Origin of the sequence: Brevibacillus sp. TJ4, assembly GCF_044627595.2 — a bacterium.
Taxonomy (GTDB): domain Bacteria; phylum Bacillota; class Bacilli; order Brevibacillales; family Brevibacillaceae; genus Brevibacillus.
This window is the reverse complement of record NZ_CP185865.1, coordinates 1700247-1726218: the sequence shown is the minus strand read 5'-3', so window position 1 is coordinate 1726218 and position 25972 is coordinate 1700247. Positions and strand designations below refer to the sequence as shown.

The 25972-nt window shown below is 45.0% G+C and carries 37 protein-coding genes; 4 read left to right on the top strand and 33 right to left on the bottom strand.

Going from position 1 to position 25972, the window contains the following annotated elements; all coding sequences use genetic code 11:
- Window positions 1-4 precede the first annotated feature (4 nt).
- The 14 genes from ACAF76_RS08360 to ACAF76_RS08295 all read right to left on the bottom strand — a co-directional run bounded on the left by ACAF76_RS08360 (window position 5) and on the right by ACAF76_RS08295 (window position 10298).
- Complete coding sequence (locus ACAF76_RS08360) at window positions 5-1414, bottom strand: terminase large subunit domain-containing protein (protein WP_400162911.1); 1410 nt, start codon at window positions 1412-1414, stop codon at window positions 5-7.
- Window positions 1395-2018 (bottom strand): hypothetical protein, encoded by a 624-nt coding sequence (locus ACAF76_RS08355; RefSeq protein WP_400162910.1) that lies wholly within the window; start codon window positions 2016-2018, stop codon window positions 1395-1397. Before ACAF76_RS08355 ends, ACAF76_RS08360 begins: the two co-directional genes overlap by 20 nt.
- A gap of 76 nt (window positions 2019-2094) precedes the next feature.
- Window positions 2095-2553: a hypothetical protein gene (locus ACAF76_RS08350; protein ID WP_400162909.1), complete on the bottom strand. Its 459-nt coding sequence runs from the start codon at window positions 2551-2553 to the stop codon at window positions 2095-2097.
- Between the two features lie 34 nt (window positions 2554-2587).
- Complete coding sequence (locus ACAF76_RS08345; RefSeq protein ID WP_400162908.1) at window positions 2588-2821, bottom strand: hypothetical protein; 234 nt, start codon at window positions 2819-2821, stop codon at window positions 2588-2590.
- Window positions 2822-2957: 136 nt separating this feature from the next.
- The gene (locus tag ACAF76_RS08340) at window positions 2958-3992 is read right to left on the bottom strand and encodes a DNA cytosine methyltransferase (RefSeq protein ID WP_400163061.1); all 1035 of its coding nucleotides are present in this window, start codon (window positions 3990-3992) and stop codon (window positions 2958-2960) included.
- The gene (locus ACAF76_RS08335) at window positions 3982-4545 is read right to left on the bottom strand and encodes a ParB N-terminal domain-containing protein (RefSeq protein ID WP_400162906.1); all 564 of its coding nucleotides are present in this window, start codon (window positions 4543-4545) and stop codon (window positions 3982-3984) included. Before ACAF76_RS08335 ends, ACAF76_RS08340 begins: the two co-directional genes overlap by 11 nt.
- A 217-nt stretch (window positions 4546-4762) precedes the next feature.
- The gene (locus ACAF76_RS08330) at window positions 4763-5257 is read right to left on the bottom strand and encodes a hypothetical protein (RefSeq protein ID WP_400162905.1); all 495 of its coding nucleotides are present in this window, start codon (window positions 5255-5257) and stop codon (window positions 4763-4765) included.
- Between the two features lie 43 nt (window positions 5258-5300).
- On the bottom strand, window positions 5301-5816 hold the full coding sequence (locus ACAF76_RS08325; RefSeq protein ID WP_400162904.1) for a hypothetical protein: 516 nt from the start codon (window positions 5814-5816) through the stop codon (window positions 5301-5303).
- A gap of 894 nt (window positions 5817-6710) precedes the next feature.
- Entirely contained in the window at window positions 6711-7388 is a 678-nt protein-coding gene (locus ACAF76_RS08320) for a hypothetical protein (RefSeq protein WP_400162903.1), read from the bottom strand.
- Between the two features lie 136 nt (window positions 7389-7524).
- Window positions 7525-8475, bottom strand: coding sequence for a hypothetical protein (locus tag ACAF76_RS08315; protein ID WP_400162902.1), 951 nt, complete (start codon window positions 8473-8475; stop codon window positions 7525-7527).
- A 2-nt stretch (window positions 8476-8477) separates the two neighbouring features.
- The gene (locus ACAF76_RS08310; RefSeq protein WP_400162901.1) at window positions 8478-8681 is read right to left on the bottom strand and encodes a hypothetical protein; all 204 of its coding nucleotides are present in this window, start codon (window positions 8679-8681) and stop codon (window positions 8478-8480) included.
- A 281-nt stretch (window positions 8682-8962) separates the two neighbouring features.
- Entirely contained in the window at window positions 8963-9349 is a 387-nt protein-coding gene (locus ACAF76_RS08305) for an ArpU family phage packaging/lysis transcriptional regulator (RefSeq protein WP_400162900.1), read from the bottom strand.
- Between the two features lie 380 nt (window positions 9350-9729).
- Window positions 9730-10014: a hypothetical protein gene (locus tag ACAF76_RS08300; RefSeq protein WP_400162899.1), complete on the bottom strand. Its 285-nt coding sequence runs from the start codon at window positions 10012-10014 to the stop codon at window positions 9730-9732.
- 17 nt (window positions 10015-10031) lie between these two features.
- Entirely contained in the window at window positions 10032-10298 is a 267-nt protein-coding gene (locus ACAF76_RS08295) for a hypothetical protein (protein ID WP_400162898.1), read from the bottom strand.
- Window positions 10299-10814: 516 nt separating this feature from the next.
- Here ACAF76_RS08295 and ACAF76_RS08290 point away from each other — a divergent pair.
- A complete protein-coding gene (locus ACAF76_RS08290; RefSeq protein WP_400162897.1) occupies window positions 10815-11090 on the top strand; it encodes a CPCC family cysteine-rich protein in 276 nt (91 codons plus the stop codon).
- A 17-nt stretch (window positions 11091-11107) separates the two neighbouring features.
- Here ACAF76_RS08290 and ACAF76_RS08285 read toward each other — a convergent pair whose 3' ends face one another.
- Window positions 11108-12949, bottom strand: coding sequence for a DNA cytosine methyltransferase (locus ACAF76_RS08285; protein WP_400162896.1), 1842 nt, complete (start codon window positions 12947-12949; stop codon window positions 11108-11110).
- 67 nt (window positions 12950-13016) lie between these two features.
- Between ACAF76_RS08285 and ACAF76_RS08280 the strand changes: the two genes are divergently transcribed.
- Window positions 13017-13232 carry a hypothetical protein gene (locus tag ACAF76_RS08280; RefSeq protein ID WP_400162895.1) on the top strand — a complete coding sequence of 72 codons (216 nt, stop codon included), beginning with the start codon at window positions 13017-13019 and terminating at the stop codon, window positions 13230-13232.
- On the opposite strand, the gene ACAF76_RS08275 is transcribed toward ACAF76_RS08280, so the two are convergent.
- The 14 genes from ACAF76_RS08275 to ACAF76_RS08210 form a co-directional block, all read right to left on the bottom strand.
- A complete protein-coding gene (locus ACAF76_RS08275) occupies window positions 13233-13388 on the bottom strand; it encodes a hypothetical protein (protein WP_400162894.1) in 156 nt (51 codons plus the stop codon). It abuts the gene before it with no gap.
- 32 nt (window positions 13389-13420) lie between these two features.
- Complete coding sequence (locus ACAF76_RS08270; RefSeq protein WP_400162893.1) at window positions 13421-14143, bottom strand: hypothetical protein; 723 nt, start codon at window positions 14141-14143, stop codon at window positions 13421-13423.
- A 22-nt stretch (window positions 14144-14165) separates the two neighbouring features.
- Window positions 14166-14648, bottom strand: coding sequence for a RusA family crossover junction endodeoxyribonuclease (locus tag ACAF76_RS08265; protein ID WP_400162892.1), 483 nt, complete (start codon window positions 14646-14648; stop codon window positions 14166-14168).
- Between the two features lie 3 nt (window positions 14649-14651).
- Window positions 14652-15368, bottom strand: coding sequence for a BRO family protein (locus ACAF76_RS08260; RefSeq protein ID WP_400162891.1), 717 nt, complete (start codon window positions 15366-15368; stop codon window positions 14652-14654).
- A gap of 2 nt (window positions 15369-15370) precedes the next feature.
- Window positions 15371-16243, bottom strand: coding sequence for a DnaD domain protein (locus tag ACAF76_RS08255; RefSeq protein WP_400162890.1), 873 nt, complete (start codon window positions 16241-16243; stop codon window positions 15371-15373).
- A gap of 166 nt (window positions 16244-16409) precedes the next feature.
- The gene (gene recT, locus ACAF76_RS08250) at window positions 16410-17264 is read right to left on the bottom strand and encodes a recombination protein RecT (RefSeq protein WP_400162889.1); all 855 of its coding nucleotides are present in this window, start codon (window positions 17262-17264) and stop codon (window positions 16410-16412) included.
- Window positions 17265-17277: 13 nt separating this feature from the next.
- Window positions 17278-18222: a YqaJ viral recombinase family protein gene (locus ACAF76_RS08245; RefSeq protein WP_400162888.1), complete on the bottom strand. Its 945-nt coding sequence runs from the start codon at window positions 18220-18222 to the stop codon at window positions 17278-17280.
- 440 nt (window positions 18223-18662) lie between these two features.
- Window positions 18663-18887, bottom strand: coding sequence for a hypothetical protein (locus ACAF76_RS08240; protein WP_400162887.1), 225 nt, complete (start codon window positions 18885-18887; stop codon window positions 18663-18665).
- Window positions 18868-19104: a hypothetical protein gene (locus ACAF76_RS08235; RefSeq protein ID WP_400162886.1), complete on the bottom strand. Its 237-nt coding sequence runs from the start codon at window positions 19102-19104 to the stop codon at window positions 18868-18870. The genes ACAF76_RS08240 and ACAF76_RS08235 overlap by 20 nt, the downstream gene beginning before the upstream one ends.
- Before the next feature lie 50 nt (window positions 19105-19154).
- On the bottom strand, window positions 19155-19532 hold the full coding sequence (locus ACAF76_RS08230; RefSeq protein ID WP_400162885.1) for a hypothetical protein: 378 nt from the start codon (window positions 19530-19532) through the stop codon (window positions 19155-19157).
- A 15-nt stretch (window positions 19533-19547) separates the two neighbouring features.
- Complete coding sequence (locus ACAF76_RS08225) at window positions 19548-19808, bottom strand: multiprotein-bridging factor 1 family protein (RefSeq protein ID WP_400162884.1); 261 nt, start codon at window positions 19806-19808, stop codon at window positions 19548-19550.
- Window positions 19809-19911: 103 nt separating this feature from the next.
- The gene (locus tag ACAF76_RS08220) at window positions 19912-20109 is read right to left on the bottom strand and encodes a hypothetical protein (RefSeq protein ID WP_400162883.1); all 198 of its coding nucleotides are present in this window, start codon (window positions 20107-20109) and stop codon (window positions 19912-19914) included.
- 200 nt (window positions 20110-20309) lie between these two features.
- A complete protein-coding gene (locus ACAF76_RS08215; RefSeq protein ID WP_400162882.1) occupies window positions 20310-20468 on the bottom strand; it encodes a hypothetical protein in 159 nt (52 codons plus the stop codon).
- A gap of 13 nt (window positions 20469-20481) precedes the next feature.
- Window positions 20482-20703 (bottom strand): helix-turn-helix transcriptional regulator, encoded by a 222-nt coding sequence (locus ACAF76_RS08210; RefSeq protein WP_400162881.1) that lies wholly within the window; start codon window positions 20701-20703, stop codon window positions 20482-20484.
- A gap of 161 nt (window positions 20704-20864) precedes the next feature.
- Between ACAF76_RS08210 and ACAF76_RS08205 the strand changes: the two genes are divergently transcribed.
- Entirely contained in the window at window positions 20865-21218 is a 354-nt protein-coding gene (locus ACAF76_RS08205) for a helix-turn-helix domain-containing protein (protein WP_400162880.1), read from the top strand.
- Window positions 21219-21532: 314 nt separating this feature from the next.
- Here the strand turns inward: ACAF76_RS08205 and ACAF76_RS08200 are convergent, their stop codons facing one another.
- The 4 genes from ACAF76_RS08200 to ACAF76_RS08185 all read right to left on the bottom strand — a co-directional run bounded on the left by ACAF76_RS08200 (window position 21533) and on the right by ACAF76_RS08185 (window position 25341).
- A complete protein-coding gene (locus tag ACAF76_RS08200) occupies window positions 21533-23788 on the bottom strand; it encodes a P-loop NTPase fold protein (RefSeq protein ID WP_400162879.1) in 2256 nt (751 codons plus the stop codon).
- Window positions 23789-23838: 50 nt separating this feature from the next.
- Window positions 23839-24012 carry a hypothetical protein gene (locus tag ACAF76_RS08195; protein WP_400163060.1) on the bottom strand — a complete coding sequence of 58 codons (174 nt, stop codon included), beginning with the start codon at window positions 24010-24012 and terminating at the stop codon, window positions 23839-23841.
- A gap of 5 nt (window positions 24013-24017) precedes the next feature.
- Complete coding sequence (locus ACAF76_RS08190) at window positions 24018-24596, bottom strand: hypothetical protein (protein WP_400162878.1); 579 nt, start codon at window positions 24594-24596, stop codon at window positions 24018-24020.
- A gap of 487 nt (window positions 24597-25083) precedes the next feature.
- The gene (locus ACAF76_RS08185; RefSeq protein WP_400162877.1) at window positions 25084-25341 is read right to left on the bottom strand and encodes a hypothetical protein; all 258 of its coding nucleotides are present in this window, start codon (window positions 25339-25341) and stop codon (window positions 25084-25086) included.
- A 110-nt stretch (window positions 25342-25451) separates the two neighbouring features.
- Between ACAF76_RS08185 and ACAF76_RS08180 the strand changes: the two genes are divergently transcribed.
- Window positions 25452-25946: an ImmA/IrrE family metallo-endopeptidase gene (locus tag ACAF76_RS08180; RefSeq protein WP_400162876.1), complete on the top strand. Its 495-nt coding sequence runs from the start codon at window positions 25452-25454 to the stop codon at window positions 25944-25946.
- The last annotated feature ends 26 nt before the right edge of the window (window positions 25947-25972 follow it).

Genomic DNA, 25972 nt, shown 5'->3' with positions numbered 1-25972 from the left:
CCCCTCACCCTGCCTTTTCGGCAATCTTCCACGGTATGACTTTGAAACGGCTGATAAGCAACTGATGGAACACCTTGCTGTTCCATACAAGGTACCGCAGTGCGTCCATAGAGTGATCATTTTCCTTGAGCGGAATCTCCGCTTTTTCCCCGGAAGCTCCTTCTGGATACCGGTAGTTTGTCAGTTCCTGAATCACATCTTTCAGGTGATCGCTGATAAAGATGTTTGGCCGTCCGTTGTCCGTTTTCACCGTAAACAGGGATGCAACTGCACGGATACCAGGCTTCAGATGCTTCTTGGCCGCTTTAGCAGGCAGGCCGTTCGTCTGATAGGTCTTGATGTTACTCGGGTCCTCCTCGTCACACCAAAACAATCTGATCTTCCACTTTTTCATCAGCTCTTTATCCTGGGCCACCCAGCAATTGGAATCACTCGGGATAAGGATTTCCATCTGGCGTTTATAGATGGCATCGACGATCCATAGTTCCCCGTTGGCTGTCATGGCACCAACCAATGTCACACCGGGATTTGTAAAGCCCCAGTCCTTACCGGCCTCAACCAAAACAAAGTCGCCGTTTTCAAACTTCTGTCGGCAGTGGGATTGCGGGACAACGTGAACAGAGCGGTCAAATTCTTCATACACCTGCCCAAAAAACACATCGAACCGGGCGAAAATCTCCCGGTCAACATATCGCTTTGGCATGGTCTCGATCATGCGCTGTATATTCCGCTGCAACTCAGGCAGTGGATTGTCCTTGCTGGTCCAGTAGAAATTGCGCCACTCCGGGTCGTTTCGGTACTCTTCCATATGCCCTCCAGCTGGCGTGTGTTGGCCGTTCAAGACGATTTCATGATAGAACCAGTTCATTCCCTCAGGCGTGGTCGTCCAAACGCTCCAGCCGCCTTTATCAGCGAGAGCATAGGAGAGATAACCACTCCATGTATCAGCCTTCATTTTCGACGCCTCATCCAGCCACACCCCACTCAAACCTTTACCAACGAGTGTTTTCGGTCTGTCGGCGGACTTGAACTGAATGAGAATGTACCCTTTCAGCCAAATACGGTTCTTTGATGCGTCCCAGTTCTCAATCATCTCTTCCGGGATTACCGCTGCCAACTCCTCCTGCTGAATTTCAGACATGGAGTAGGTAGGCGATACACACCAGTATTCCAGCCTCGGCTTCGGCTTTTTCATGACTTTCAAGTTACGCGGAGGCTTGTACGGTAGCCCCTTGCCCGCCTCAATGTCCGCGAGAATGTTATCGAAGAATTTCCGTGCGCCTACATTGGTCTTTCCACCACGACGACCGCAGTTCATGACGACATTTCGGGCGCTGCAGTCCATGACTTCAATTTGCTTCGGATGAGGTGTCCATCCCTCGAATGGATCAAGATCAAGTGCCAGATTTGTCACGGGACCACCTCCGTACCGTAATCTGCTTCTCGGGACCGCCGCCGTTGCTCAGCAGCTGTGCCTTGATCTGTATAGCCTTGAGTTTTTTGTCCTGGACTCTGGTTAAGGCTTCTTCCAGCGCGAGAATATCTTCTATCGCTCGAAACTCGGTTTCTTCAATCTCGGTTGTGGCCAGTTCATTGCGTGACAAGACGACCGTTTTTGTTTGCCCTGTCTTGTCATCGTGAACCTGCACTGGCTCCTTTATGGTGACTCTCTCCTGAAGGACCCGGCGCTGCTTTTCTGTCAATCCTTCCTTCAAGTCACGGATGCGGAGCATCATTTCACGCTCACGCCACGAAAACAATCGGATTTCTTCTTCCGCCTGCTCCACCGGATCAAGACTTATCCTTTCAAGGACCTCAGCCTGCTCAGGGGTTAGGGCGTCCATCCAGATGGACTGGTATTCGCCCGTCTTGACCGCATTGGTATTACGTTTCGGCGCACCGCCGCCGGCACCGTGAAACCGACACACATCCCAGCCCGGTTTCGCCCAGTTCTTGCATTGCTCGCCGCGCTGCTTGCTCCTTGCCTTGCATCTTTGCTTCTCAGGGTTTCGCGCCATCTACATGACCACCACCTCACCACTTCATGGGGTTGTTTTCAAAAAATAGAAGACACCCTTCGTTCGGGTGTCAGAATTACTTCAATAATTTGTTAACCAGAGATATAAAAACAAAACTCAGACCAATTAAACATCCTATCATACTGGAAACTATTTCTAGCTTAATGGAAAGATTCGTTTGTACAGCAATAAGGGCAAACGCAATAGCACAAATAAAAGCCAAAAATGTAGCTACAAATTGGAAAACTTCCTCCAACAACTTTTTTCTTTCGTCTGCATTACAATTGGATAAACGGATGGGAAGCAGTGCTCCAAGAAATGCAGGATAACTAACCCCTACGGTTAAAACAAAAATCCCGAAGTTTTGACCTAGCACTTTCATTGCCTCTTCAGTTCGATCAATATACGAAAACAAAGTTAAAAAAATAATAAAAGCTGCTATTCCAAATAGGAGCATAATTCCTATCCCTCGCAACTTATATAGTTTTTCTCTTTGTTTTCTTCTTGAAGATCTTGAAGTAATAATAGGTTCCATTTTTTCAACTCACTTCAAATTGATAACCTTTATTTTACAACTCATCTTTTTGAAGTTCAATATCCAGCTCAATCAGCTTCTTCAGGTCATCCACCGTTTTAATTTCGATGTGACCGGATTGAAAGTCTTTCACCCATTTGCCGATTGCAGCTTTCACGACTTTCCTATACTGCTCTTTAGACTCCAAAATGCCTTCAAGCACTTCGATTTCATGCTGAAGCAGGAGCTCATCAGAAGCAGAAACAGAACGCCTGTTTGTATTTTTCATTGAGACACCCTCAGCTTTCCTGTAAAATGGAAAACGAGATAGCGAGTTTGGGAATCTGCGGCCGCAGGATTTCGCTATCTCAGCCGGGGGTGTCCCGGTGAGTTGGGGAGGGCGTTGTAGCGTCCTCCCTTTTCATTTACATTTTGTAAAACCACTGATCGTGAATGGCACTGGCAATCCTTTTCATCATCAAAGGTGGAACTGACATACCGCACACGTATTGTACATCGGCCCCCATGAAATCGTAGTCCCGGGGGAAGGTCTGAATGCGGATAATGTCCATGTCACTGATGTAATAGGGCTCATCGTAACGGATGAAGCATGAACTGCTTGCGATCGTATTTGGGACTCGGTCGTTTTTCACCAAGATCGAATTAAAGTTCTTGGCTTTTCCCTCTAACCTCTCGTTTATATCCCCAAAACTATCATCAGCTGGCCGTCGCTTTAACCATCGTTGATAGGTCATTGTTTTGGGATCAAGCGGTCGCCCTCTACCGGATCGAACCTCTTTGTACAGCACAGGACGTTCCTGAAATTGTAGGGAAAGCTGCGGAAGCTGCAGATCCCGTCGATGAGCAATGAAAAAAATGCGTTCACGCTTCTGCGGGACTCCCATCGTTGCCGAGTTCAACAAAAAAAGCTGAGCCCGATAGCCCAACTCCTCAAATCTCCGCTTTACCAATGAGACATAACCCTTTGCCAGCCCAATGATCATTCCCCTGACATTTTCCGCTACGACTACCCGCGGGCGAAGCTTCTCAACGACATCCAGAAAATCAAAGAACAGATCATCCAGCTTTTGTTTTGCCTGACCTTCCCGAAAATGATGTTCCTTGCCCCATTTCTTCTCGCGCTTACCTGCTGTCGAGAAAACGCTGCATGGAGGGGAGCCATCCAGGATATCGAGGTCGAACAGTTCCGCCGGCAGCTGGTCATCAGGAATTTCCTTAAACTCCTGAATCGGCATCTGAAACGGGAATCGTGGTTTGTGATTCCGCTTGTAGAGGGCCATCATTTGCGGGTCGATTTCAACATTTCCTAGCATTTCATATCCAGCCAACTTGTACCCCATGGTCGATCCTCCACCGCAGGAGAAGCAGGAGAAAACTTTGCGCCCATTTTTAGGGACGCTGGGTAGATCGGCCAGGCTCCAATCCCAATCACGCTTCATCATCGTCATGCCCTTCTTCAACAGGGATCGGGTCTTTGGGATTAAAGACGAATCCGCAGCGCGGGCACTGGCAATCAAATTTGTCCTCTGCGAAATCGTCCAGGTCGAGCTCCTTGTTGGTGAACTCCGCGTCTGCATCGGTCTTGAACGTAAACTGTTCGATTAATTTGTCGGCTTCTTCCGTATCGAACCCGGTTAGCTCGACATCCAGTTCATCCCTCAGCTCTGCAAGCACTTGGGCAAGCATCTCCTCATCCCAATCACCGCTGATTTTGTTCAAAGCGAGATTGAGTGCCTTCTCCCTGGTCTCGTCCAAATCGACAACAGATGCCTCCACCTCAGTGGCTCCCTGCTCGTTGACAAGAATCTTGTAACGCTGATGCCCTCCTACGAGGTTTCCTGTACGTTCATTCCAAACGATCGGCTCAACGTAGCCAAAATCCTCGATAGAGCGTTTCAGCTTTTCATAATCGGGATGTCCAGGCTGCAAATCAATCCTTGGATTGTACGGAGCCGGGTTGATCATAGAGACAGGAATCTTTCGTATTTCCATGCTTTTCTGCTCCTTCTGGCAATAGTAGTAAGAATAAATAATATTGCCAGCCCGAAAACGGCTGAATGCCTTGAGAGGCAAGGGCTGACATCGTTTTTTTAAGCGCTACGTAGTGACTACTTTCCGAGCGGAAAAGTATACGTTTTGTATCACTTCGAAAATCTACGGTCGTGCTTAGAGCGACAAGGCTTATGACCCTGTGCGCTTCCGGCGACCCCTATTCGGAATTCGGGTCTTCCCCGGCCTCCGTGATCTCCCGTCTGAATAGCTGCAGGAGAGATGTTTCCGCTGCCTTCCCGTTAAGAGAGAACAGCGGGTTGATTGCCAGTCCCGTCCTGCCGTCAGTCTCGATGCGTCGGAGAATCCTCTGCTCGATGAATGACTTGACGATCCTTCTTGCCTGCAGATAGGAGCAGTCGGCAACTCTGGCGAGGTCCTTGATGGTGAGCGGTATGCCTTTCTTGCCGCGCTCATTGTCTCCCTCAAGAAGATTCGTCCCTTCACTAGCATAGGGAATGATCTTCAGCAAAAAACCAGCCTCTGCGAGCGACAACTTCCTTAGCCGTCGCTTTGACTTCTGGCTGGCTTTGATCTTAACGAATTTTGCGCTGCGCCCAGCTGGGCGGAAAACTTTGACGATCTCATCCGGGCGCCGGAGGATTTGCTCCTCATAGAAAACCTCACCAGTGTCAGGGTCAACAAATTGTCTCACTACATCTCACCCACCTCCATGAAAAAAAGCACCGCACGGGTGCCTACTTTAACCTATCAACGTGATCATTTATTAACTTTCCATAAACAAAAGTTGATGCCATAATACGTTGCTGCTCATCTTCATCAAATTGCTGCTTTATTTTTCCCTCTTGATCAAGCCATTCCGGCCTTAAGTATTGTTCGAATAAATTCCAGATGGCAATTATTGTTTCACGTTGAAAATCATCGAAATACTTGGCTAGTTCTACTTCGGTTAAACCATGAGTTCGCGGAGCTTTTGCCAAAATTTCCGGTTTTATCCCATTCATTTGGCTGACAACTGCCATTTGAACCTTTACAGCTTTCCTCATGATATTGTTCATGTACAATTCTTTAGTGGCTTGCTCTTCTCTCAATTGTTTATTAAGAATTTCCCTGGTTAAATCATAGCTAGATTGCGCAGTTTCAGAGGATTGTTTCGTTGCTTTCCATACTAGGAAACTGAACACACCCGTTATTATGACATTTACCCCAGATATGCATAAGGACCAAAAGGCGATAGTATCAGATACGCTCAAAAAAAATCCCTCCTCATTTTCCCATTTTCCTACCAGTTGCTGTAATTGTCCATAAAGAAATCCCCACTTTCTTCGGCAGGGGAGCTCCGCCGCGAGCCAATCCTTATGCCTGCTGCGGTCACAGACTGTAGGAGGTGGTGCAGGTGGGCCTGCAAGCCCGAACCAGCAAGTTTGCCCCTTACTTGCTGCAAATGACACGTCCACTGCACTCTTGGGGAGGATCGGCGTATCGGATATGAGAGGTACTGGACAAGGGGCGAGAGGCCGGAGCCGTATCTCTCGCATGTAATCCCCTGTCCGGTATATCCCAGATGTATATTGTCGCTCTCAACGTTCACCCAGGCAGATGGGAGTCATGTGAATCGTGATCGCGACGGACACAGATACAAAGATCAAACAGAAATCTTGTTCCTCCGTAGCGCCCGCCGCACCTAACACCCCAATAAGGAATGTGCATGCTCTCATCGTCATGCGCGCATATAGGACTCCAGCTGCTCTGCCTGGTTGACTGCAGCCATCATCATCCCTACGTTTCGCCCCGAGTACCGTTTTGATAAGGGAGCGATACGGTATCTCCCAAGAGCAAAGCTCTTAACTCAAGGGTACCGATCCGGCCAAATAAAAACGTCCAGCATTTTATCCTCATTTTTATCCGTATTTTTCTCCGGATTTTGTCCTGCTTTTTGTCGGGGTTTTGCTTTCAAATTCAAAAAAACCACCTTGAAGGTAGTTTTCTATGTTGATGTATTCAGTTATCGTTATCTAATAGTTAAAAAAAAACGGTTGCTCAGCAACCGTGTCTTTAGAATCTGTTAAATTTTCCCTCGAATTAGGGGATCTTACCCTAAATAGTGACTGTAATACTTTTTTTAGGACAGCTATTGAAATGAAAAATCATTTCTGAATTGGTACGACCTCCGGACTCAGTTTTCTTTTATCATTTACTAGGGACTCTATTTGCTTTTTCATCTCGTTTAAGATAACATTCATCTCTTTAAGAGTTTTCGTTATTTCGACGGAATTATTATCAATTTTTGTAAATATATTGTTTATGTCGTTAAGCGACTTGGTATTTTGAATGGAATCAGCTTTCAACTGATTCAATATTTCCGTTTGTTTATCAGGTAATGCGGCAGTAGTACTTCTCCCAACTATATAGAGTAAACCTACCAAAGCAATTGCCGCTAGGGAAATCATGATACTTTTATAGGATAGAAAAACATGGTTATTTCTAATGGTATTGTAATTAACATTTGCTTCGATGGCATAAGCTAAAATCTCTTTTTTAACTTTTTTCTTTAGATGGAGTTCAGATGGGAAAAGCTGCGAGAAAACATTCAAGTTTCCGCTGACGTCGAGTGCCATTTTCCCAGCCAATATCATATTCGTGACCGAAAAGAATAGAAGAATTATAGATAATGTCCTAAAATAATCGATTTTGAAAAGAAGATCGACAAAGCTCACAATCAACGTAATTGAAATTGTGACTGAAAACAAACTTGTCTTCGCCTTGTCCTCCAATAATTTTTTGTACTCAAATGTATCTGCGTGAAATTTTTCCATTTCATCCATCGTCAGCTTCTCATAACCTTTCATATACGACAAAGGAATCTGTTTTTTATTTACATCTTCAATTTTTTTAAGCATCTTTTTTTTATATATGTAATTTTCTAGGTAGGGGAAAAGAAAATATAGAAGACTTATCATCTTAGCCCTCAAGTGAATCACAGATCCTTTCATAAATTGGCAAATTGGCCCCTTCAACTAGCCAGGCCCACTCACCAGTTGGATTTATCTCGAGAAAGTATAACTCCCCATTCGATTCAATAAGATCAATCGCACCGAATTTCAAACCCAGTCGTTTCAACAAGTCTCTACACTTCGACTGGATGTTACTAGGGAGTTTGAATTCCCGATATTCGATGTGGTCTTTTTCCCTCCTCCAATCCCCGTCAATACCCTTTCCATCCTTTAAAATGCGTACTGCATACAGTTCATCTTCTATAACCGTTATTCGAACATCAACCTTTTCGTAGTCTTTACCAATATAGTTTTGGATAACTACCGGAGCTAGAGCTAACGATGCATTATTGATTTCATCAACAGACACTACATTTGAGTAGATGAACGCTTCCCGATCGTTTACTCTCAGTACAGCTGTGTCTAATGATTTTGCAATGTACATCTCACTACCGTCTAAAGGTAGCTTGTTAGTGTTGACCACATAAGTATCAGGCAAAAGAAACCCAAGTTCTTTGGCATATTTCAATTGTAGCAATTTGTTTTCAGATGTGAACGTTGCAGCTGGATGATTGACCCATTTTGGCTTTTCAAAAATAGTAAGATTTCGTATAAAAGCCGTCCATTGCGTTCGAAACAGTTGTTCTTGCATAGTGATATTAGGCTTATATATATCACGCAAATAGATAGGAGCCCTGTAATAGACAGATTTTAGTTGTCCCTCCGACACACGATAACGCTTTCCATCTATAATTACAATCAACTCTATGCGATTAACATCAAGCACAACCTCGTATCGTGAAAACTCGTCGCGGTTGATTCTTAAATAGTTCGCATTTCGTTTTTCCAATTCCACGCATATATAATCTGTTCCAAAATCAAATTTGTTGGATATTATCAGAATCTCGACTTCTTGCATCGTTACTCTCCCTTTTGATCTTCTCCCGTTTCTCGGTCACACTTTTTTGTTCTTGGTTTTTGAACGTCAGGCTCCATTATAAAAGCTTTCGATGTTTCGCAATTAATCCAGTATCCTTTTTCGGAGTCAAATCTGTATTTGTTCAGATCAGCTTCCTCACGGTCTATGGGATAAATGTACGCTTTCTCTAACAGCAAATGATTCATCGGAAATGCCTCCTTTTATTATTTTGTATTAAATATTACAGTACAGGTTTTTCTGTATTGATATTTCGGGGCTGATTACCACGAATGAACAATCCTAATTTTTATCTTCGACATTTTCTTCCAAATCCCTCTCGTTGCTTACCTGAAACGTTGTCTTGGGCTTATTCAATTGTACTTTCTGTTGGTTAGCAATATGAAAAAAAGACTTTAAGTCCACATTTACCTGCAAAGAAAAAAATTGCTATACATCGTATTGAACTATGAAAAATAAAAAACGGCACTCAAATGATCCTGAGTGCCGTCGCGAGCTGGAATATCGCCTCTCGCTTTTTGATATAGTATTGGTCTTTCGTCAGTCCCAAGTCCAAGTACACGTTGATGTCGTTCACTCTGGCCGGGCTGAGATACTTCTCCTCAATGATCTTCCTCTCTATTTCATCCAGCGAATATTGGAGTGCCCGTTCCATCTGCCTGGCTTTCAGGTCGTTCTTTGTCTCTGACTGATGCAACCGTGGGAACAGTTGATCAATACCCTCTTCGGCCTGCTCTTGTTTGTTTTGTACGGCGACACGGAGGGCTTTGTATGCCTTCAGCTCTTTTACAACAGCCTTACGGACCTCTCTTTCGTTCACTGGTTGCAGAAAGGATAATTGCTCTGGAGCGCTCATCTTCCATTCCCCCTTGGCCGTGGTATAATGTGGTTGTCTCTTACACACATTTGCTCCCGCCAGGGGGCGTTTTCTTTTTTAGGACGTGTGGATTGTAAAATCGACCTCGTAACCAATATTCTCCATTTGCGTATTAAAACGTGAAGGAGTGAATTCCTCATGATCGACTTCGTAACATTGATTTTGGTGACACTAGCCCTTGTTTGTTGGGGTTTCATCGTTTGCGCCAAGACGCTTCGTAAGACATGGATATATGTGCTGATCACCTTCATCATTTTTTGGGGGATTATCGAATTAATAGAATACCTTAACCCTCATCCCCCTCACTATGAGTAACCAATTAACTACGGCGCTATCTTACCCACTTACCGAGTGTTAAATCAGTAGCACCCAGAACCAACATGGTCCTCATGAATTTCCCAATTCTTAAACCAGTTCACAGCAAGCACTTCAAATGCATCGCGATGCTCCTGTTCATTATTCACTTCAAAATAGGTGTGCTCCACTGTCATCCGGTCGATCTTATGGAAATCGGAAATTCTCATCTTAACTTCGCCAGGATGCTCCCAGTAGTTCTGACCGATTTTGTAGTTGTAGATCTTCCCATCGAGCAGCAGCACGCTTGCATAGACCTTGTGTGGGTAAGTATCAAACCAGTGTGCCATAAACTTTCCCTCCCCTTTTAAATTAGGCCCGAATCTATCAGCAGCACCGCGCTGTCTTCGCTTTGAAAATCCTTGAGTATTTCCAATATGGGAACCACTTGACCGTCCTCTGTGGCTCCCCGGCTGAAAGATACCAGTGCATAATCCCGATCCACCTCTGCGATCTCTTCGTGCAGTGTGCCGTCATCATCAGCGACGCATTCCGCATACTTTGCAATAGCTTCCTCCTGCGAATTGGCTTTCAACAAAGCGTAATATGGCGAATGGATTTCAAAGAATTTCATCGTTATACCCCCTGTTCAATTTTTTCAATCATATGGCAGTTGTACTTAGCCCAGTGAAACGAATTCCCGTCTTGGTCATACCATCGAACATAAACTGATTCTTCCGACATGGAAATGTCCTCCACTTTACCGTCAACCAAGTGCTTCCACTTGCTGCGATGACTGTTCACATGCTTCACCCTGTCGCCTCTTTTCAAGCCGTTCTTGGAGTGCATAGGCCACATATGAGATTTCCCCTTTCTTCCCTAACTACTGTGTAAATTTGAGATTGGCTGCTTTACTTTGCTCCTTCTCCTTCTGGCGGCGCTCAGTCTCCATTTCATTGACGCAACGAACATGCAATCTCCTAAAACCATCCACATAATGCGAACGTCCTCTGTCTACTCGCTTTTTGCATCGACTACATATCCAGTTGTCGTCGAACACAATAAGCACCCCTTTTCAAAATACACAATTTGTTAAACCTTAAATATCAAGGTATCATTTAGTCATTCTTTACTTTGAGAAGGTGAACGCATGAATGTTAACAAATATCCCTGCCCTTGCTGTGGCTATAAAACACTCGATAGCGATGGTGATTACGACATCTGTCCAATATGTTTTTGGGAGGATGACCCTTTTCAATTTTTAGACCCAGATTCCGATGGTGGCGCTAACAAGGTTTCTCTTCGTGAAGCACAGAAGAACTTTCTCCTGTTTGGGGCTTGTGATGAACATGGTCGACAATTTGTTAGGCAGACTACTCATAATGATGAAAAAGACAATGCCTGGAAGCCTCTGGGTAGCGACTAAACATGCTGAGCAGTTTGTTAATGCACCAGTTCTGCCGGCTCCCGGTACTCTTCCGGCTTCACCCAGATTTCCTCTGCTGCCATCAGCCATGTACCGTCCTGGGCGGCCAGAAGAGAGCGAAGCATCGTCTCTGCGATTGCTTGGGCTGCTGATGGCGGAACTGCGTTCCCGATCCGTTCCAGCCACTTTGCGTCGTTGTTGCCGACCAACTCGAACGGAGTACCATCGGTCAAGTGTGTCGGGAAGCTCTGCAGCATAGCCAGTTCGTATGTTGTAAGGGGCCGGTGCCAAGTACCATCCTCCGCGATAATCACCCATGTGCCGCGCTCGTGATCGTCGGGTATGCGCGGGTCGGCGACCGCCGCAGCCCCGGCATGGATGTCTCCGCTGCCGATGACCGTCTTGGCCGGCTCTTCCCAGCGTTGCACCCCCATCGTCCCTGATCGCGGTGCGCAGCCGAGTCGGGGGTCTGCAATGCATGGAGCGCCATTGTTCGGGCGCATGGCACCGGTGATGGTGTTGGCTGCTTCGTCGTATTTCATGACCCGGTAAATGGCCCCATGTGTTCCGTCCTTGAAGCCTGTTCGCGGATCACCGATCGCCGGCGCGCCGCTTCCGAACCGTGTCCCTGTCACGCACTGTGCCGCCTCATCGAATCGGCCAACCCGATACACTCCCGGGTGCCTTCCTTCTCGTTCTGGAAGCCGTGGATCAGTGATACAAATGCTCCCGTTTGTAGGTCCGCCACCACTGGCGACAGTACCGGCAGTATCATTCCAAGGAGTAAGTTTGAAAGCGTGATTGAATTTAGGCGTTTCTTGATCAAATCTTGGATCGGCGATAGACACTGGTGCGTTCATAATCCGGCCAGCTGCACGGATGGTCTGAGCTGCCTCACCCCAATCCTGGACACCATATCCACTCGGGTACATCGTTTCCAAGGTTAGGCGCGGGTCAGAAATAGCCTGCGTTCCGTTGCTTCTTCCGAATCCTGCTGCACCCTTTCGCGGCTCGTAGGCAATCCGGTAATTCTCCCAATCGATTTTCTCCAGATCGCGCCAGTCGCCCCCTGCAGGTATGAGTGCCAACCTCATCCACGTTTTCCATTGCAATCTGGGGAGCCTATGCATCTTCCCGCCAGCTGGGTCACTTGGCAAGGGAAGTGGTCCCAACACTTCTCCGATCGCCCGCACGCGGCGGACCGGTGGTTTGTAGACGAAATTATCAAGCTTCTGAGGATTCCGCGCGACGAGCAGATAGCGTCTCCGGTGCTGGGCAAGACCCCCGATTTCCCCGCAGTTGTGGCTTTCGTCGTGAAATACATATCCGTATTTCCCAAGAATTCGCTTGATTTCTATCAGTAGGTGGCCGCCGCGCGTGGTAATCCTCGGAACATTCTCCAGCAAGAACAGCGCCGGCAAATCATCCTGGAACGCCTCCAAGCAGAGCTGCACCCCTCGGACAGTCAACTGATTGAGCGCCTGGTACTTTTTCGTCTTGGCCGATTTCTCTGGCAAGAGGCCCGAGAAACCTTTGCACGGCGGGCTGGTGAAAACAATGTCCGGTGCCTGCCCCTTGGTAGCGCGCCAGACTTCGTCAGCAGTTACCTCCTGCCACTCTGTCGGCGGCTCTTGTCCGTGAAAGTCTCGATACTGCTCTCTGCTAAACAGGTCCATTTGCACTGCCGGCGCCCCGGTAATCCGTTCAAAATCAGCGCACGCATCAGGGTCTGCATCAATACCGGCCAGTGTTTCAATCTGCCCGACGACGCCTCGCCATTCCTCTCGTGCCTGCTGGAATCCAAGAGCTCCGCCTCCGATGCCGCAAAACAAGTGCAGCGATGTAAATATAGTCCGCATCGTATACCTCCGTTCTTTTTTGTTCCCATCCCCCCTGTGCTATGCTGTAACAAAGGAGTGATTTCGCTTGGAAAAGTCGTTCTATTACCCTGTCTCCTGGACAGATGTCAGTTACCTGAAAGAAGCCTTAGATACTATGGAAATTCCCTACGCCATTGAACAGGGTTCTTTACTGTCACTCGCTCCCGGCGAGGTAGCATTTGTCTTCCCAGATATGCATGTCCGAGTTTACCGTCATGTCCGTGACCTCTTTGGCGGCGACGGCAAGCGTTATCCTGATTGACTACTTCTTTCCATTCCAGGCCGGGCGGCCGCCGCCAACTTTGAAGCTATTAACCCAAGGATTTGTGACGGATTTTTTGATAGAGTCATTCAATTGCTTGTTGATGATGCAGGATCGTCTCCAGGGGTGATCTGGTTTCGGTTTTACCGCTGTCATTCGTTTCCCACCTTTCCGCAAGGGAGACGGCTTTACGCCGCCCCCTGCTCTCCATCGCCGTCGATTTTTGTCAGATGTTCCGCCACCAACTTTTTGTACTCCCTCCACTCCGTCTGGAGCTTACCGGAAGATACCCCGAGGCCTTTCGCTAGCTCGATCCACGTCTCCCCGTTCTTTTTGCGCCGCAACAAGTCAGGGAAGTCGAAGCCGATCCCGTCGAATGTAGGAGCTTGTCCGCTCAAAATAAAGGTTTCAAGGGCTTCCTTGTCGATACTACTTGCAGCCGATGCTTTTTCTTGTTGATTATCCTCCCCTATTTCTTGCTCACCGGACTGTCCTGCTTCCCCCTCATTGACCGGTTGGGAGTGAACCTCTTCTGAAATCTGTTCAGTTTCCCCCTCTTCTGCCTCACCGTCGACGGCGTTCTCATCAGAGGTAGATATATCACTATCGGATAACACCTCGTTTTGATCTTCCGTAGCGTTGCTGTCTATTTCTTCTTGGCTCCTAATACTCGTCACGACACCCGATCCGTCAGTGGTGTAAGTGATTCCTTCCCGCTCTTCATTCTCGTCAAAATCGATCGCCATTTGCGAATCTCCGAGGTTGACAGCCACCACACTACCTATCATTTCAACCGTGTTGAGGAATGCTTCCGGTGCTATTTTTCCGACAACCTCAAGCTGGATAACCTTTTTCTTTCCGTCAGTGTTGACTTTCTTTACTTCCGCCATAAATTGTGCTTGCTTGCTCATCTTCCACACTCTCCCTTGATTTTTAAATTTCGAATGCGATTTGATTTGCTGAATTTTTTTTGCCCTTCTGCGGCTTGTCCAACAAAATCGGCCCGCCAATAATAGGCTCAATTTCGATGCGCGGCCGCAACCGATCGATTTGGAAGTCCTGATATTGGATCAGGGCCTGGCTATCATCCTCGTAGATGATCCCCTCAAGAGCGTCTGCCCACGCTTTGTCTGTGTTATGGCAGTCCTTCGACCTGGCATCGTTCCAATAGATCCAGACCCGGAGAATAACTTTCCGATCTGTAACCGGTGCCCAATCGTGATCCATCGCCCATTCAAGGGCAGCTTCAGCAACACGCTCCTTATAAATCTCGCCCCACTTCCCCAGGGTCGGACGGTTATTCACGATCGTGTACAAGTGATTCCACGTGGGCACAACCCAGATATTTTCCATCTGTTTTGTTGTCTTGTTCCGTCTTCTCTTCTCCATCAGCAAGGGGATGATCAACCGCGGCATAGATTATGCCCCCGCCTGCGCCGTCCGTCTTGGCATCCAGGCATCAACGTAGCGAATTACTTGCTGCAGTTCTGTACGCCGCACATCCCGATAACTTGCAACAGCCCAACGATCTTTAATCTCACGGTGCAATTGGCGGAACAATTCGCGGCGCTGCTGTGTATTGCTCTCGACTTCGTACACCCGCCGGGCAATTGCTTTCTGCAAAGCGCGCTGCTCCCCGTGATCGATAGTGATCTGCTCGTCTACTTTTTGCTCAAGCTCAACCAGCTTTTGACTGTGCGTCTGAGCTAGTGATTTCACTTCTTCCATCTCGTTCGCCAGTTCAACAGTCAACTGGAGTGACTTAATCAATGCTTGACGATCGTTATGCGGAACGACCTTGTATTGTTCAGCAGAGTATACCCCGGTCTTTCGTATCGACGGGATAACCTCATGCGTGATCCAGCGCTTGAATGTTTTCGCCTCTGGCTTCCGACTGGTCAAGATCAATGCGTATAGTCCGGGTTCATTAACCAGCCACACTTCTCTGTTCTGACCTGATACAAACATTGTTTGGGTCAGCTTTTCATCCTCGTCCAGACGCCGAATGGCCATGCTTGTATCGCTGAGGTCCAGGACCTCACATACATCACGAGCAACGAACCAAGGATCGCCGTCCCTAACCACAACCCGAACCTGTTTATCTTGAAAACTGAATGCGTTTTGAATAGCTTGCACACTCATCCCTCCCGTAGTCGTTGAAGTCTTCTTGCCAAGTCTGGATAGTCTTCAATGGTCTTGCTTTCCGACTGGAACCCTCCAGTTTTCTGTTGCTCCATTTGCCACTGGACCGAGGCCGGAAGCTTGTCCATGGGAACAACATTATTTCGATTCCCTTTTGTTTTTGGCTTGCCTTTGGGCAGTTCCAACTCTCGAAGCTTTTGAACCGTGTGAATCTTGTCTGTGTTCCAATCCTTGAGGATGCGTAGAGCATATGCCACGCTCTTCTTCTCAGCTCGTTTCAAAGCTTCCCGAATGAGATCTGTTTCCATGAGCCCGATATAAGATTCAAGTTCTTCGATGTCCCGTACCCCGCGGCACTTGATGTCCAACTCATTAATCAAAGGGAGAAAATCTTCCCGCTCATGCGTAGAGAGAGAAATATCTGTTTCGTTTTGTTTGGTTTCGTTTAGTTTATATAAAGCCGCATGGTTTACCTCACGGTTTACCGCAAGGTTTACCTCACGAATTACCTCACGATCTGCCGCAAAATTTGAGGTAAGACCCGTTGTTACCTCACGATCTACCTCATTTTTTGCGGTAACAATCGTAGATGAAAACGAAATGATTCGATACTTTCCAGCTTTGTGCTTCCCCTGTGAACGGTATTCGATGCGTCCCTTTTGTACGAGGAGGTTCCGGTGTTTGTTAAGTGTGTTCTCGGAGACGTTGAGCTTCGCTTGTAAGGTTAGATTTGCTACCGTAAACCACTCTGGCCAACCACTCTTGTTTGCGATCGCCATAAGGTGAAACCACAAAGTTTGTGTGATTGCTTCCAATGGATTTATTTCGAGCCAATCTATAAAAGCGTTCAGCTCCCGTATGTAATTCAACCGTCCTCACCTCGCTTCTCAGCCAGTACTCTGTACTGTTTGATCTTGATCGGCTCCCACTCCGGGTGCCTGTAACGCATGTATGCTGCTGCGAATCGCTTTAGCGTTTCCGGATTGTTCAATGTACGGTACAGATCCGGAAGTGGAAACCATTGCTTTTGGGTCATCATTGTCCGTCGAACAGTGTTCCGTTATCAGCGAAATCTGCTTGTTGGTCTTCACTATTCTGATCATCAGCCGGTATTGATTCTGCCGATGATACATTGATATCAATTGCATCACTGTACACACTTACCGGTTCACTTATGACATCCTTACGTATCACCTCATCCTGCGAAGCCTGCTGCTGGATCTCGATGCTGATCGGAAGATACTTCCACATGTGCCGGATGACCGTCTTCTTGGCCATTTCCTCATAGTCAGTCACCCAAGGGCCGTTTTTCGATGCTTTTGAGCGAGACCTGCGCTTCTCGATCTCCTCTTTGTCCATCACTTCAAACTGGTAGCCACCGTCCTTGAAATGGGCCACAGCATAGACGTATTTCATTTCTCCACGCCGCCCCGTAGCAGGCTTGTGATGCAGTTTCGGGTGTAGACCAAGCTCGTAATTGAATTCGTCAGCTTCGTACACGCAGTGAGCGTAGATGCTTTCGATATTTCCACTACGTCGGGCCAGGTCAATCATTCCTTTATATCCAATGATGAATTGGGCTTCCCGGCCATAAGGAATGATGTAGCAGTGTCCGATCAGTCCTGGCTCAAGCCCGAGCTGTGCCGCCTGCATTACTGCCCCAAGGAGAGAAGATACATTACACTCCAAAAGCTTCGGCGTCGTTCTAATCGTTGTCAGCGCGATCCTTGCCATCCGATCAGCATTCATGTGGCTTGGGAGCGCCTTTTCGATCTCGGGCCCCATTCGTTTCAGGTAACCTGCAATGGTCTGTTCCGGTGACTGCGGTTGCTGAGGTGGTTGATTTACTCGATTAGCCAACTGGTTCCTCACGTCTTGATTGGTTGCCATTCTGATCCCCCCATCACACTGCCTTCACGCCGAAACGGCGGGAAACAGATGGTTTTAGATACTTTTGATAGATTTCCGGATGATTTTTAGCCAGTGCCTCGTTATCGATACGGTTGGAGGTGATTGTCTTCCAGGTAACGATGTACTTACTGGCAACCCCAGTCTCATACTCCCCAAGCATGGCTTTCAGACGGTTCTCAAGTTCCGCAACACGATTTCCTGCTGCTTTCTCCTCCTTTTTTGCTTGTTCCAGTTGCTCAATGAGTAGGTCAGCTTCTAGCGGCAGCTCAGTTTCGCTCGCTGGTTCACCTACCGGGTACATGTTTTTTAATAGATTGGTGGAAGCATCTGAACCGTCCATCATCGGTGGAACCTGTGGAATTACGTGATTGTTCCAAAAATTCGACTCAAGCTGGATCAGGTACTGGATGATCTCCTCGTCTCGATCAACCTTTTTGTGTACGAATTTGTTCCCCCCGATCAGGACCGCAATCCACCAGGCGCTGTATCCAGTGACAGCCATATAGTGCTGGCATTGCAGCAGGTAGGGTGCAGGTATATCCTCCCCTTCCCACTCGCCTTTCAGGTATTCACTAGCCGTTTTACACTCAAGGCCGGTGCGTTCACCTATAATCAGGCGATCGACGTTTGCTACCATAAACGGAAAGTCAGGATGCTGCAGGATGGCATATCTCCTCTTTACTTTCAGACCTGTGCGGCGGCTGAATTCTTGGGCAACCACGTCCTCCAAGATTGTCCCAAAGTGGGCTGCCTCTGATTGCGCCTCTTCCAGTGGAGCTTGTCCAATCTTTTCAAGATAGACTGCCACGGGTGACTTCCATTTGCTCAGTCCGGCGATCGCCGCGGCATCACTACCACCAATGCCTTTCCGTCTAAGCTGGAGCCACATCTCGCGGTCCATGTCCTTTGTTGAGGTGACTGTGACTGCAACTGCCATGTTATCCCTCCTATTGATTTGTGAGGGTCGATAAGTTACGATTGACGTAGATTCCCAATCGTGCTTTATCGACCAAAGATCCCGTTGCCGCGGGGTCTTTTTACATGTCATCTTGGCACTCGTCGCAGGTTCTCGGATATCCCGGTTCTTCAAAGTCATGCATATAACCGCCGCACACTTGGCATAGAAGACCAGATAAAACTTCTTCGGCTCCTTCACCCACGTGATCCACCCCCTCTCATTTGGTCACGAGGCCGCCAGCAGGCCTTCCCACATCTGCCGGCCGTTGCAACCCTCTGTTGCGCCACGATCTTTGCCTCGTTATGTATGTAGCGACGGCCGAACAACCGCGGTCATTGCCACGCCGCCACCGATGCTGGAGGTTCGAACCTCCGTGCAAAACCAGCACTACTGATCCTGCACGCAGGGCCGAAGCCCTGTTACCTCAATAAGCGTTTTGCCTGCTCTCGTACTTCCTCGTGGAAATCTTCTGGCGTCATCGTTGCCCGTAAATCTATCAAAAACTCCAACTCTTCGATTACATCCCGAACTATCCATTCCAAGTCGTCGTTCTTCACATCGAATACGAGTGGTTGCAGCAACTTTTGTCTGGATCGCTCCGTTCGTTCAACGTGCTGCGGAAAGTCAGGCAGTTGCTCGCTCATGCATTTGTGCCTCCTGCAGTGATGCGATTTCTTTAGCCCTCCACTCGATTTCATGGGCCAAGTCTCGTTTATGGACCTCCAGTTCTTCGCGCAGACGTTTCAGTCGTACGTACTCAGCATCAACCGCGCGCCACTCATCATCGGCCTGGCGGCGTTCGCGTTCCAAGTTATTCAGCTCACGCTGCAGATCAGCCATCTGAGAAGTAAGAAGTTTCATGTGCTTGTCCTCCCCCTTGTAGCTGTGATAAGCTACGAATACGATATGTTTTAAGCCGTCTGTTCGCCGCAGGCGGTTTTTTCTTTATATCGATCCCTAATGTTTTCAAGCATCGCTTGTTCGCGCGTACTCTTGATCTCTGCAATCTTCTCGGCAATCACCCGGTCAAAAGTCGGATTCAGTACCATTCCATTGCGCTCAGTCCTGCCAGCTCTTTCGCGCAGGGATTGGATTATCCACCCCAACTCCTCTTCATCTACCGGCTGCTCGCGTTTGATTTTTGAAGCCAGAATCCAGCGCTTGTCCTTTAGGAGATCGATTGGCGTCAATGCATCGCGTCTTGCTGCTTCAATCAGCGCTGTGTGTATCGTTTCACGGTCTGCTTCTGATATTGAAGCCAGCGTCTCAGGTCCCAGATATGCGGTCATACAATCACCCCCTTCTTATATCAACCAAAATGCGAACATCATCCCCAGCAATTGCTGCATGATTGAGATTCCATCCATCCCGCACAAAACAGCGACTGCCACTTCCATTGTTCCAGTGGCGTGAACCCATGCCATGAATGTGTTCATGTCGGGAACTTTCTTTCCTGACTCGAACTTACTGATGCAGCTCCCAGTACGATGAAGCTTTTCTGCCAACTGATCTTGGCTTAAGCCAGCTCTCACTCGCATGGTTTTCAGCAACGGACCATAATCCATTTCGGCACCTCCTTTCATTGAAAACTTGCCATTTTGGAAAGGTAGATAAGTGTTACCAGTTGTAGTATTAAGATGTGCTCATCTTCCAGACTCTCCCTCGTTTTCACGAAGGGGAGTTTTCTTTTACGCGAATCTGATTGAAGATCGTATTCTCTTGCAGCAAAACACTACGTTGGAGTTGATCTGTCTGATCCTTTAGCTCAGGAGCGACCTTGCTCACTTCATAGCAGTAGTTGACCAAGGCTTGCTTCAGTTCATCTGCAGCTTGTACATAGTCCGGATTACGCCTAATGATCGACATCATGTATCACCTCGCTTTCGAACACACAACTGCATGCAACGCCGCGTCTTGGCAGTGACCTGTGACCACCGCCCTCCCTGGCTTTGACCTTGCTCAGTAGGTATGGTCTATGTATTTCGGCGCGGCTCCCTGATTAGATCGTCGCTCGCTCCCGCTCATCGGCGCTCCATGCAGTTGTGTGATTTTTTTGTAGCTATTAATTAGGCAGTTTCTTCTTCCGTAACGGGCTGGTCTTTCCGAGAAGCATCCTTCTCTTCAACAGGCTTTGATTGCAACACGACCTTCAACGCGTGGACCATCCGTTCCATGTCGGGATCGAACTCTCTGTGGACTTCGATACCTTTGGGTGGGTTGATCATGGTTGGCCTCCTTTCAGGCTGGTTTTTGTTCTTTTTTGTCACAAATGTTTTCAAAAAAAAGAGTCCAGTCACAATCGAAGGCAGTTGCGATTTTTTGAGCCGTTTTTACACCAACGGAACTCCCATTCTCAGCCTTGGTATAAGTCGAACGCTCTATGCCAGCAAGTTCTGCCGCCTTTTCTTGTGTAAGCCCCCTACTATTTCTTAAGGCGATCAACCAGGTACGACGTTTCATTCTTCACCATCCTTTCGATTAAGTTTTGTTCTGTACAATCACATTATATTGTCCTTTTTCGTCACAGTCAACACTCTTTGTTCTTTATTAGGACATTTATTTTATTGTGATTATTTATCACATATAATTGACTATAATCGAGATATTGGAGGTGAAGAAACATGATCCTCGGACAGCGCTTGAAAGCGTGCCGGAAAGCGAAGAAACTAACCCAACAGGAACTCTCTGAAATCTTAGGAATAAATCGCTCTACGTACGCAAAGTACGAGACTGGGGACAATGAGCCTGATAACCAAACCCTCCAGAAGCTAGCAGACTTCTTTGAAGTTAATATCGACTATCTTTTAGGTCGTTCCGATACTCCCTCTTATTCTGACAAGATGGACAAACCACTAACAAAATTTGAAAACCTATTCTTCTACGAGCTGGACAAGTTGAGTGAGGAAGATAAAAAGAAGGCATTAGAGCATGTGAGGTATTTGAGGTATCTGGCGCAGCAGGGTAATAAAGAATGACAACAAGACTCGCTTACATCATGCGGGTCTTTTTTGTATTGTTGAGGTTTATGTGATGAAATTAAGAGCCAAGAAACGTTACTACATAGATTTAAGATGTATTTTTTGTTTGAAGAACTCCGGTATGCCTATGCTTTAACTAACCTTCTATTTTAAAATTTACAACATAGGATTTGTAAACCACTACTTCTGCAGTGAAGAAACATTAAATGAAGACCTTGAATTGTGTCAGATATATCCGACTCATTAAGAATTAGGTAATAGAAAGACACTCAAGTTTAATTAAGCTACTTGAGTGTCAATTTTCTAATATTCTATTGATTTTTGAGTAATTGCTTTAAATAGTCTTCAATACATTTTGCATTATCTTCCACATCGTTGCTTCCGAGAAATAAAAAATGAATATTATCTTTTAAAGATGGATGCTGGAGTTTTATTTCTTCTTGATGTCTTTTTAGCCTACTACTTGAATTTGAGTTTGTTCCTTCAGCGTAGAAACAAATGATTAAATGATTTTCTTTTGAAGTCATCTTATTATGGTTATTTAGCAGCTTTGGAATGTTTTGCATTAAGGAGCGTAATGATTCTCCGTTTAGATGCCTCTTGACTTCAATCAAAATATCTGGCAAGTTGCTATGTGCAATGGCAATAATATCAATTTGATTATTATAGGAATTACCATTCCCTAAAATAAGGTTATAATTATATCCTATCAATGTCTTCTTAGCCAAATTATAAGTGAAAACTTCTAATAGCTCTGAAGTCATTCTATTTAATTCAATCCTTAGATTCAATACAATGTCTAACTCTTCATGTTTTAATGATACACCGTGAACTAATTTATTCCTTACATTAAATATATCCTGGAATCTTTTGTTCTTAACCCACTTCTCTGGTAAATATTTTTCTTCGACTAGACGTTGTACCATTTGATTGAGACTCCTATTGTCTCTGTCTATTAATAATGAATATAAATATCTAACATATTTTTCTAAATCAATGAAACTAAGTAAAAAATTCGAGGTTACTTCTCCTTTTTCATTTGAACTTGGTTCAATCACATTTGCCCTATCTGCCCAACGATATAAAATTGTCCCATCTTCAGTACTATTTTCAGTTTTTATCTCTAGTAAGCCGACATCTACAATGCTATCTAACAAAATGTCTAAAAGACCTTTTAACTGTTTATTATAAGACGAATAATTCTCTTCAAGGATTTGAGGCTCTCCTAAAATTTCCTCTTTGGTAAAATATATATCAACATAGGATTTCATTCGCTGAATCCATATATGCAAATGAGTTAAAAAATAGTCTTTAATTCCGTCACTGTAACTACTTCCAGAAATGCCACTCTCTTCAATTTTATTAATTATTGCAAGTAGCTCGGAATCGGTTTTATAAAATTTATATTTTTTATTGTCTACCTCAATATAAGCACTTGACCCTTCCTTTTCCCAGCTTAAGTCTTGCCTTAGTAAATTTATAAATCGTCGCGGAATCTTATTAGATCTCAATATTAATGAATTTAGGTAGCTCTCGTAAATTTCTTGATCGTAATTAGTTTTTTTCGACAATATCTCAAACATATCAAAAAATTCAGGGGTTGATGTTAAGCGGATATGTATTGTTTGAGAAAACATACTTGATATCACTGAATCATCTATGGTTTGTGAATGGTTGTATTTGTAAAATAATTTCTGTCCAGAAATTAATATAAAACTTGCACTCCCTGACAATAAGATTGGCTTTAATTCACCTATCATCTTTTCTAATTCAGCATCATTCTCAATTTTATCTAATTCATCTAAAACATATATAAATTTTAACCCCGTCTTTTTTAATTCTTTAATTATTTTTAGGAACTGAAATTCTGCAATTTCATCATCATACAGAGTTTTCCTGCTAATTTCTTCAAGCAAACTTTCATTCTTTTGTAATTTATATTCGTATCTAATGCCTTCTATAGTTGCCCATATTCCCACTATGATAAATGCTGCCCAGTTAATAATATCACTAATCATACTATTCAACTTTGTAAAATAGCCTAGAAAATCGATTTTTGTGTTTATACCTAGGAGTATTAAACCTATAATAAATCCTAGTAATTTCTTCATATTAATAGTAATGTTAAGCGTTTTATTCACATCGTTTTTTACAGAATATCTACTTGTGTCAACTACTTCTGAAAAAGTTCTTTCAAATAGCAATTCCAACTGTTTTAACACCAAAGGATTACTAATTCTAATTTCTTTTAACTTCTCTTCAGGGATAGCTAAGAAACTCTCCCTAATCATTTTTCTCAATGTGTAAGATAATGGCTCAAATTTAGAGATGTTTAGTTTGACGATCACAATATTCTCACTTGATTCTAATATTTTTTTTCCTATTCTATTAATGAACGATGTTTTACCTGAACCTCGGTAACCTGAGACCAAGATACAAGTAGATTTTACATTTATCAATTCCTTAGTTAGGCGGTTTGTGACTTCTTCGTCACTATTAATATAAAAGTCACTGTCATGATCATAAGGAGCATCCGTTAATTTTAAATGATCTATTAATATTTTCATGATTTCTCCCAATATTTTATTTATACTTACAATACGTATTAATACGGAAATCAAGACTCTCTCAGTTTACCTATCATTATTTTAATTTCTTCTATTCCCAGAACCTGATCTTTTTTCCTATGTATAATTTGATGACAATTTGAACAGACAGGAACAAAATCTGTAATTGGATTAACTTCCCTTGCTAATCCACCTTGTTGACTTAAAGGGTTAACATGATGGATTTCAATTACCCCTTTCCCTTGCTCTCCATAAAGAAGTATCGAACATCTTTGGGTATTCCGGTTCCTCGATGAAGAAAAGCTGATTTATCAAGTTTCTTACTGGCTTTTTTTGACGATACTACTACCCATGAATCACTAATAATTGGAAAGTAATTCTTTCCGCCATAGTTGCATAAAGACTCTTTACGACCTATTACGGAAGCCTTGCTATAATTCCTTGGAACATGAATAGTCAAACCTTTGTTAGGCTTCTTACTAAACTCTTTAAGCATAGTGGAAATTTTCTGTTTTAATTCATTGAAGGCTGGAACAAAATCCCCTAAGATTTTAAACCACTGTTGCAACTCCCCTTCTGTTACTCTTCCATCTGACCCTTGATAGTAATAGTCCGTATACTTAGTGGCGTTATTATCCTTGTAACCGATATATTTACTTGGTCCAAATTGGTCTATTTCTGGGATATAGTACCAGTGTTTGAAGTTGCTTAGTCTTTGAAGAAGGAATCCTTCCCCATTCTTAATATCTATATTGAACTGTTTTACATTGCTGATGATATCTTCATAGTCGACTACCAGTTCGAGCATAAGGTCCTCCATTTATCTTATTTCTTTACTTTAACATTCGTCATATAGTTCCAATTACCTACCATAATCAATCGTGTTAATCCGACACGAAACGACAAAGTCTCCTGATCACTGATCAAGCGACTAAAATAAATTTCGTCCTATCCAAAACATAATGCTAGTGTCCTCTTCCTGAAATCCTATCACCCAGTTTTCGTAACATAAGTTCTACATTCGTTAGTTCAATTCGATCTTCGATCTTTACCATCCCTAAAGTCATCGTACTCAAATTTCCCGGTTACTTTGATTTTACCGCTGTCGATAAAAGACAGTATCCGTCTTGCCTCTTCTCTCAGTAACTCACGTACAGCTTGATTAATATGCAGTTCTCCATCAGTCCCGCTTAATAATGCAAAAGCCAGTCCCAAAAAACGAAGGAACCCATACCCATCGCAATAATCTTCGTAAATACTCGCTAAGACTTCATCAATTTCGTGGGTATCACTTGCTACTTTTCTTTTTCTAATCCCGCTCTGATTCGGCGGTACTCGAGCTCTTCAAAGGGGATCACCGGCGTTAACATTCTCTCCAGGTCTAAATATATGTATTTGTCTCTGAAGTCTAAACTGATAAGTTCCAGGTAAAAGGCATAACCAAAATGGTCTTCAATTTCCGGAGTGGCATATACCCATTGCTCGAAATCCTCCACTGTTACCTCGCGTCTTAAGACTTCGCTAAATTTTACCTGTAAGTCAAACAGATCCATTCCCTGCCTCCTTCTCTTCAGCAGCTTATCATTGAATTGCCACTAGTTTGAAGGTAGATTAAATGGTAAGATTATACAAAGGGAACGAATGTTCTATTTGAGGTGATCTGATGAAATGGTCGTATTCGCCCACTCCACTCGAAAGCTGGGTAAGTCACTTTTATAAGCAGCTAGGGATTCAATCACCGGAAGAATTGGATGAACGTCGTATAGCGAAGTCGTTGAACATCCATCTCATTTACAAAGAAATTCCTTCCATGTCGTACGAGCTCGGTCGTTTCAGGAGTATCACTATTGACAACCGGCTCCCTCACAAAATCCAGAGAGAGCACTTTTACCATGAGCTAGGTCATATCCTTCGTCACGCCGGCCGTCAAATCATGATGCCAGCTGCTTTCCGTGAGTTGCAGGAATGGGACGCAAGGAATTTTACCCGGTACGCAGCCCTACCCCTTCACCTACTCAGAAAGTATGATCTTAAGCATCCAGAAAGTATTGAAGTTCTATCAGAACATTTTCGGGTTACACCGGAACTATGCTCCGATCGATTAAGTAAGATTAAAAATAATCTCTATTACAAATTTGCAACCCATTCAAAGTTGTAACAGGCCAAAATCTACGATTAATTTGA

Excerpts from the sequence above, each read along its gene's own strand:
- ACAF76_RS08295 (WP_400162898.1), bottom strand. The coding sequence starts at position 10,298 with ATGAAATTCTTTGAAATCCATTCGCCATATTACGCTTTGTTGAAAGCC.
- ACAF76_RS08265 (WP_400162892.1), bottom strand. The coding sequence starts at position 14,648 with ATGCCGCGGTTGATCATCCCCTTGCTGATGGAGAAGAGAAGACGGAAC.
- ACAF76_RS08205 (WP_400162880.1), top strand. The coding sequence starts at position 20,865 with ATGATCCTCGGACAGCGCTTGAAAGCGTGCCGGAAAGCGAAGAAACTA.
- ACAF76_RS08180 (WP_400162876.1), top strand. The coding sequence starts at position 25,452 with ATGAAATGGTCGTATTCGCCCACTCCACTCGAAAGCTGGGTAAGTCAC.
- ACAF76_RS08220 (WP_400162883.1), bottom strand. The coding sequence starts at position 20,109 with ATGTCGATCATTAGGCGTAATCCGGACTATGTACAAGCTGCAGATGAA.
- ACAF76_RS08355 (WP_400162910.1), bottom strand. The coding sequence starts at position 2,018 with ATGGCGCGAAACCCTGAGAAGCAAAGATGCAAGGCAAGGAGCAAGCAG.
- ACAF76_RS08235 (WP_400162886.1), bottom strand. The coding sequence starts at position 19,104 with ATGAAACTTCTTACTTCTCAGATGGCTGATCTGCAGCGTGAGCTGAAT.
- recT (WP_400162889.1), bottom strand. The coding sequence starts at position 17,264 with ATGGCAACCAATCAAGACGTGAGGAACCAGTTGGCTAATCGAGTAAAT.
- ACAF76_RS08310 (WP_400162901.1), bottom strand. The coding sequence starts at position 8,681 with ATGAATCATTTGCTGTTAGAGAAAGCGTACATTTATCCCATAGACCGT.
- ACAF76_RS08210 (WP_400162881.1), bottom strand. The coding sequence starts at position 20,703 with ATGAAACGTCGTACCTGGTTGATCGCCTTAAGAAATAGTAGGGGGCTT.
- ACAF76_RS08270 (WP_400162893.1), bottom strand. The coding sequence starts at position 14,143 with ATGAGCAAGCAAGCACAATTTATGGCGGAAGTAAAGAAAGTCAACACT.
- ACAF76_RS08300 (WP_400162899.1), bottom strand. The coding sequence starts at position 10,014 with ATGGCACACTGGTTTGATACTTACCCACACAAGGTCTATGCAAGCGTG.
- ACAF76_RS08185 (WP_400162877.1), bottom strand. The coding sequence starts at position 25,341 with ATGGATCTGTTTGACTTACAGGTAAAATTTAGCGAAGTCTTAAGACGC.
- ACAF76_RS08240 (WP_400162887.1), bottom strand. The coding sequence starts at position 18,887 with ATGAGCGAGCAACTGCCTGACTTTCCGCAGCACGTTGAACGAACGGAG.
- ACAF76_RS08200 (WP_400162879.1), bottom strand. The coding sequence starts at position 23,788 with ATGAAAATATTAATAGATCATTTAAAATTAACGGATGCTCCTTATGAT.
- ACAF76_RS08315 (WP_400162902.1), bottom strand. The coding sequence starts at position 8,475 with ATGCAAGAAGTCGAGATTCTGATAATATCCAACAAATTTGATTTTGGA.
- ACAF76_RS08305 (WP_400162900.1), bottom strand. The coding sequence starts at position 9,349 with ATGAGCGCTCCAGAGCAATTATCCTTTCTGCAACCAGTGAACGAAAGA.
- ACAF76_RS08335 (WP_400162906.1), bottom strand. The coding sequence starts at position 4,545 with ATGGAAATACGAAAGATTCCTGTCTCTATGATCAACCCGGCTCCGTAC.
- ACAF76_RS08350 (WP_400162909.1), bottom strand. The coding sequence starts at position 2,553 with ATGGAACCTATTATTACTTCAAGATCTTCAAGAAGAAAACAAAGAGAA.
- ACAF76_RS08290 (WP_400162897.1), top strand. The coding sequence starts at position 10,815 with ATGAATGTTAACAAATATCCCTGCCCTTGCTGTGGCTATAAAACACTC.
- ACAF76_RS08245 (WP_400162888.1), bottom strand. The coding sequence starts at position 18,222 with ATGGCAGTTGCAGTCACAGTCACCTCAACAAAGGACATGGACCGCGAG.
- ACAF76_RS08230 (WP_400162885.1), bottom strand. The coding sequence starts at position 19,532 with ATGACCGCATATCTGGGACCTGAGACGCTGGCTTCAATATCAGAAGCA.
- ACAF76_RS08275 (WP_400162894.1), bottom strand. The coding sequence starts at position 13,388 with ATGACAGCGGTAAAACCGAAACCAGATCACCCCTGGAGACGATCCTGC.
- ACAF76_RS08345 (WP_400162908.1), bottom strand. The coding sequence starts at position 2,821 with ATGAAAAATACAAACAGGCGTTCTGTTTCTGCTTCTGATGAGCTCCTG.
- ACAF76_RS08340 (WP_400163061.1), bottom strand. The coding sequence starts at position 3,992 with ATGAAGCGTGATTGGGATTGGAGCCTGGCCGATCTACCCAGCGTCCCT.
- ACAF76_RS08285 (WP_400162896.1), bottom strand. The coding sequence starts at position 12,949 with ATGCGGACTATATTTACATCGCTGCACTTGTTTTGCGGCATCGGAGGC.
- ACAF76_RS08225 (WP_400162884.1), bottom strand. The coding sequence starts at position 19,808 with ATGGATTATGGTCCGTTGCTGAAAACCATGCGAGTGAGAGCTGGCTTA.
- ACAF76_RS08190 (WP_400162878.1), bottom strand. The coding sequence starts at position 24,596 with ATGCTCGAACTGGTAGTCGACTATGAAGATATCATCAGCAATGTAAAA.
- ACAF76_RS08215 (WP_400162882.1), bottom strand. The coding sequence starts at position 20,468 with ATGATCAACCCACCCAAAGGTATCGAAGTCCACAGAGAGTTCGATCCC.
- ACAF76_RS08320 (WP_400162903.1), bottom strand. The coding sequence starts at position 7,388 with ATGGATGAAATGGAAAAATTTCACGCAGATACATTTGAGTACAAAAAA.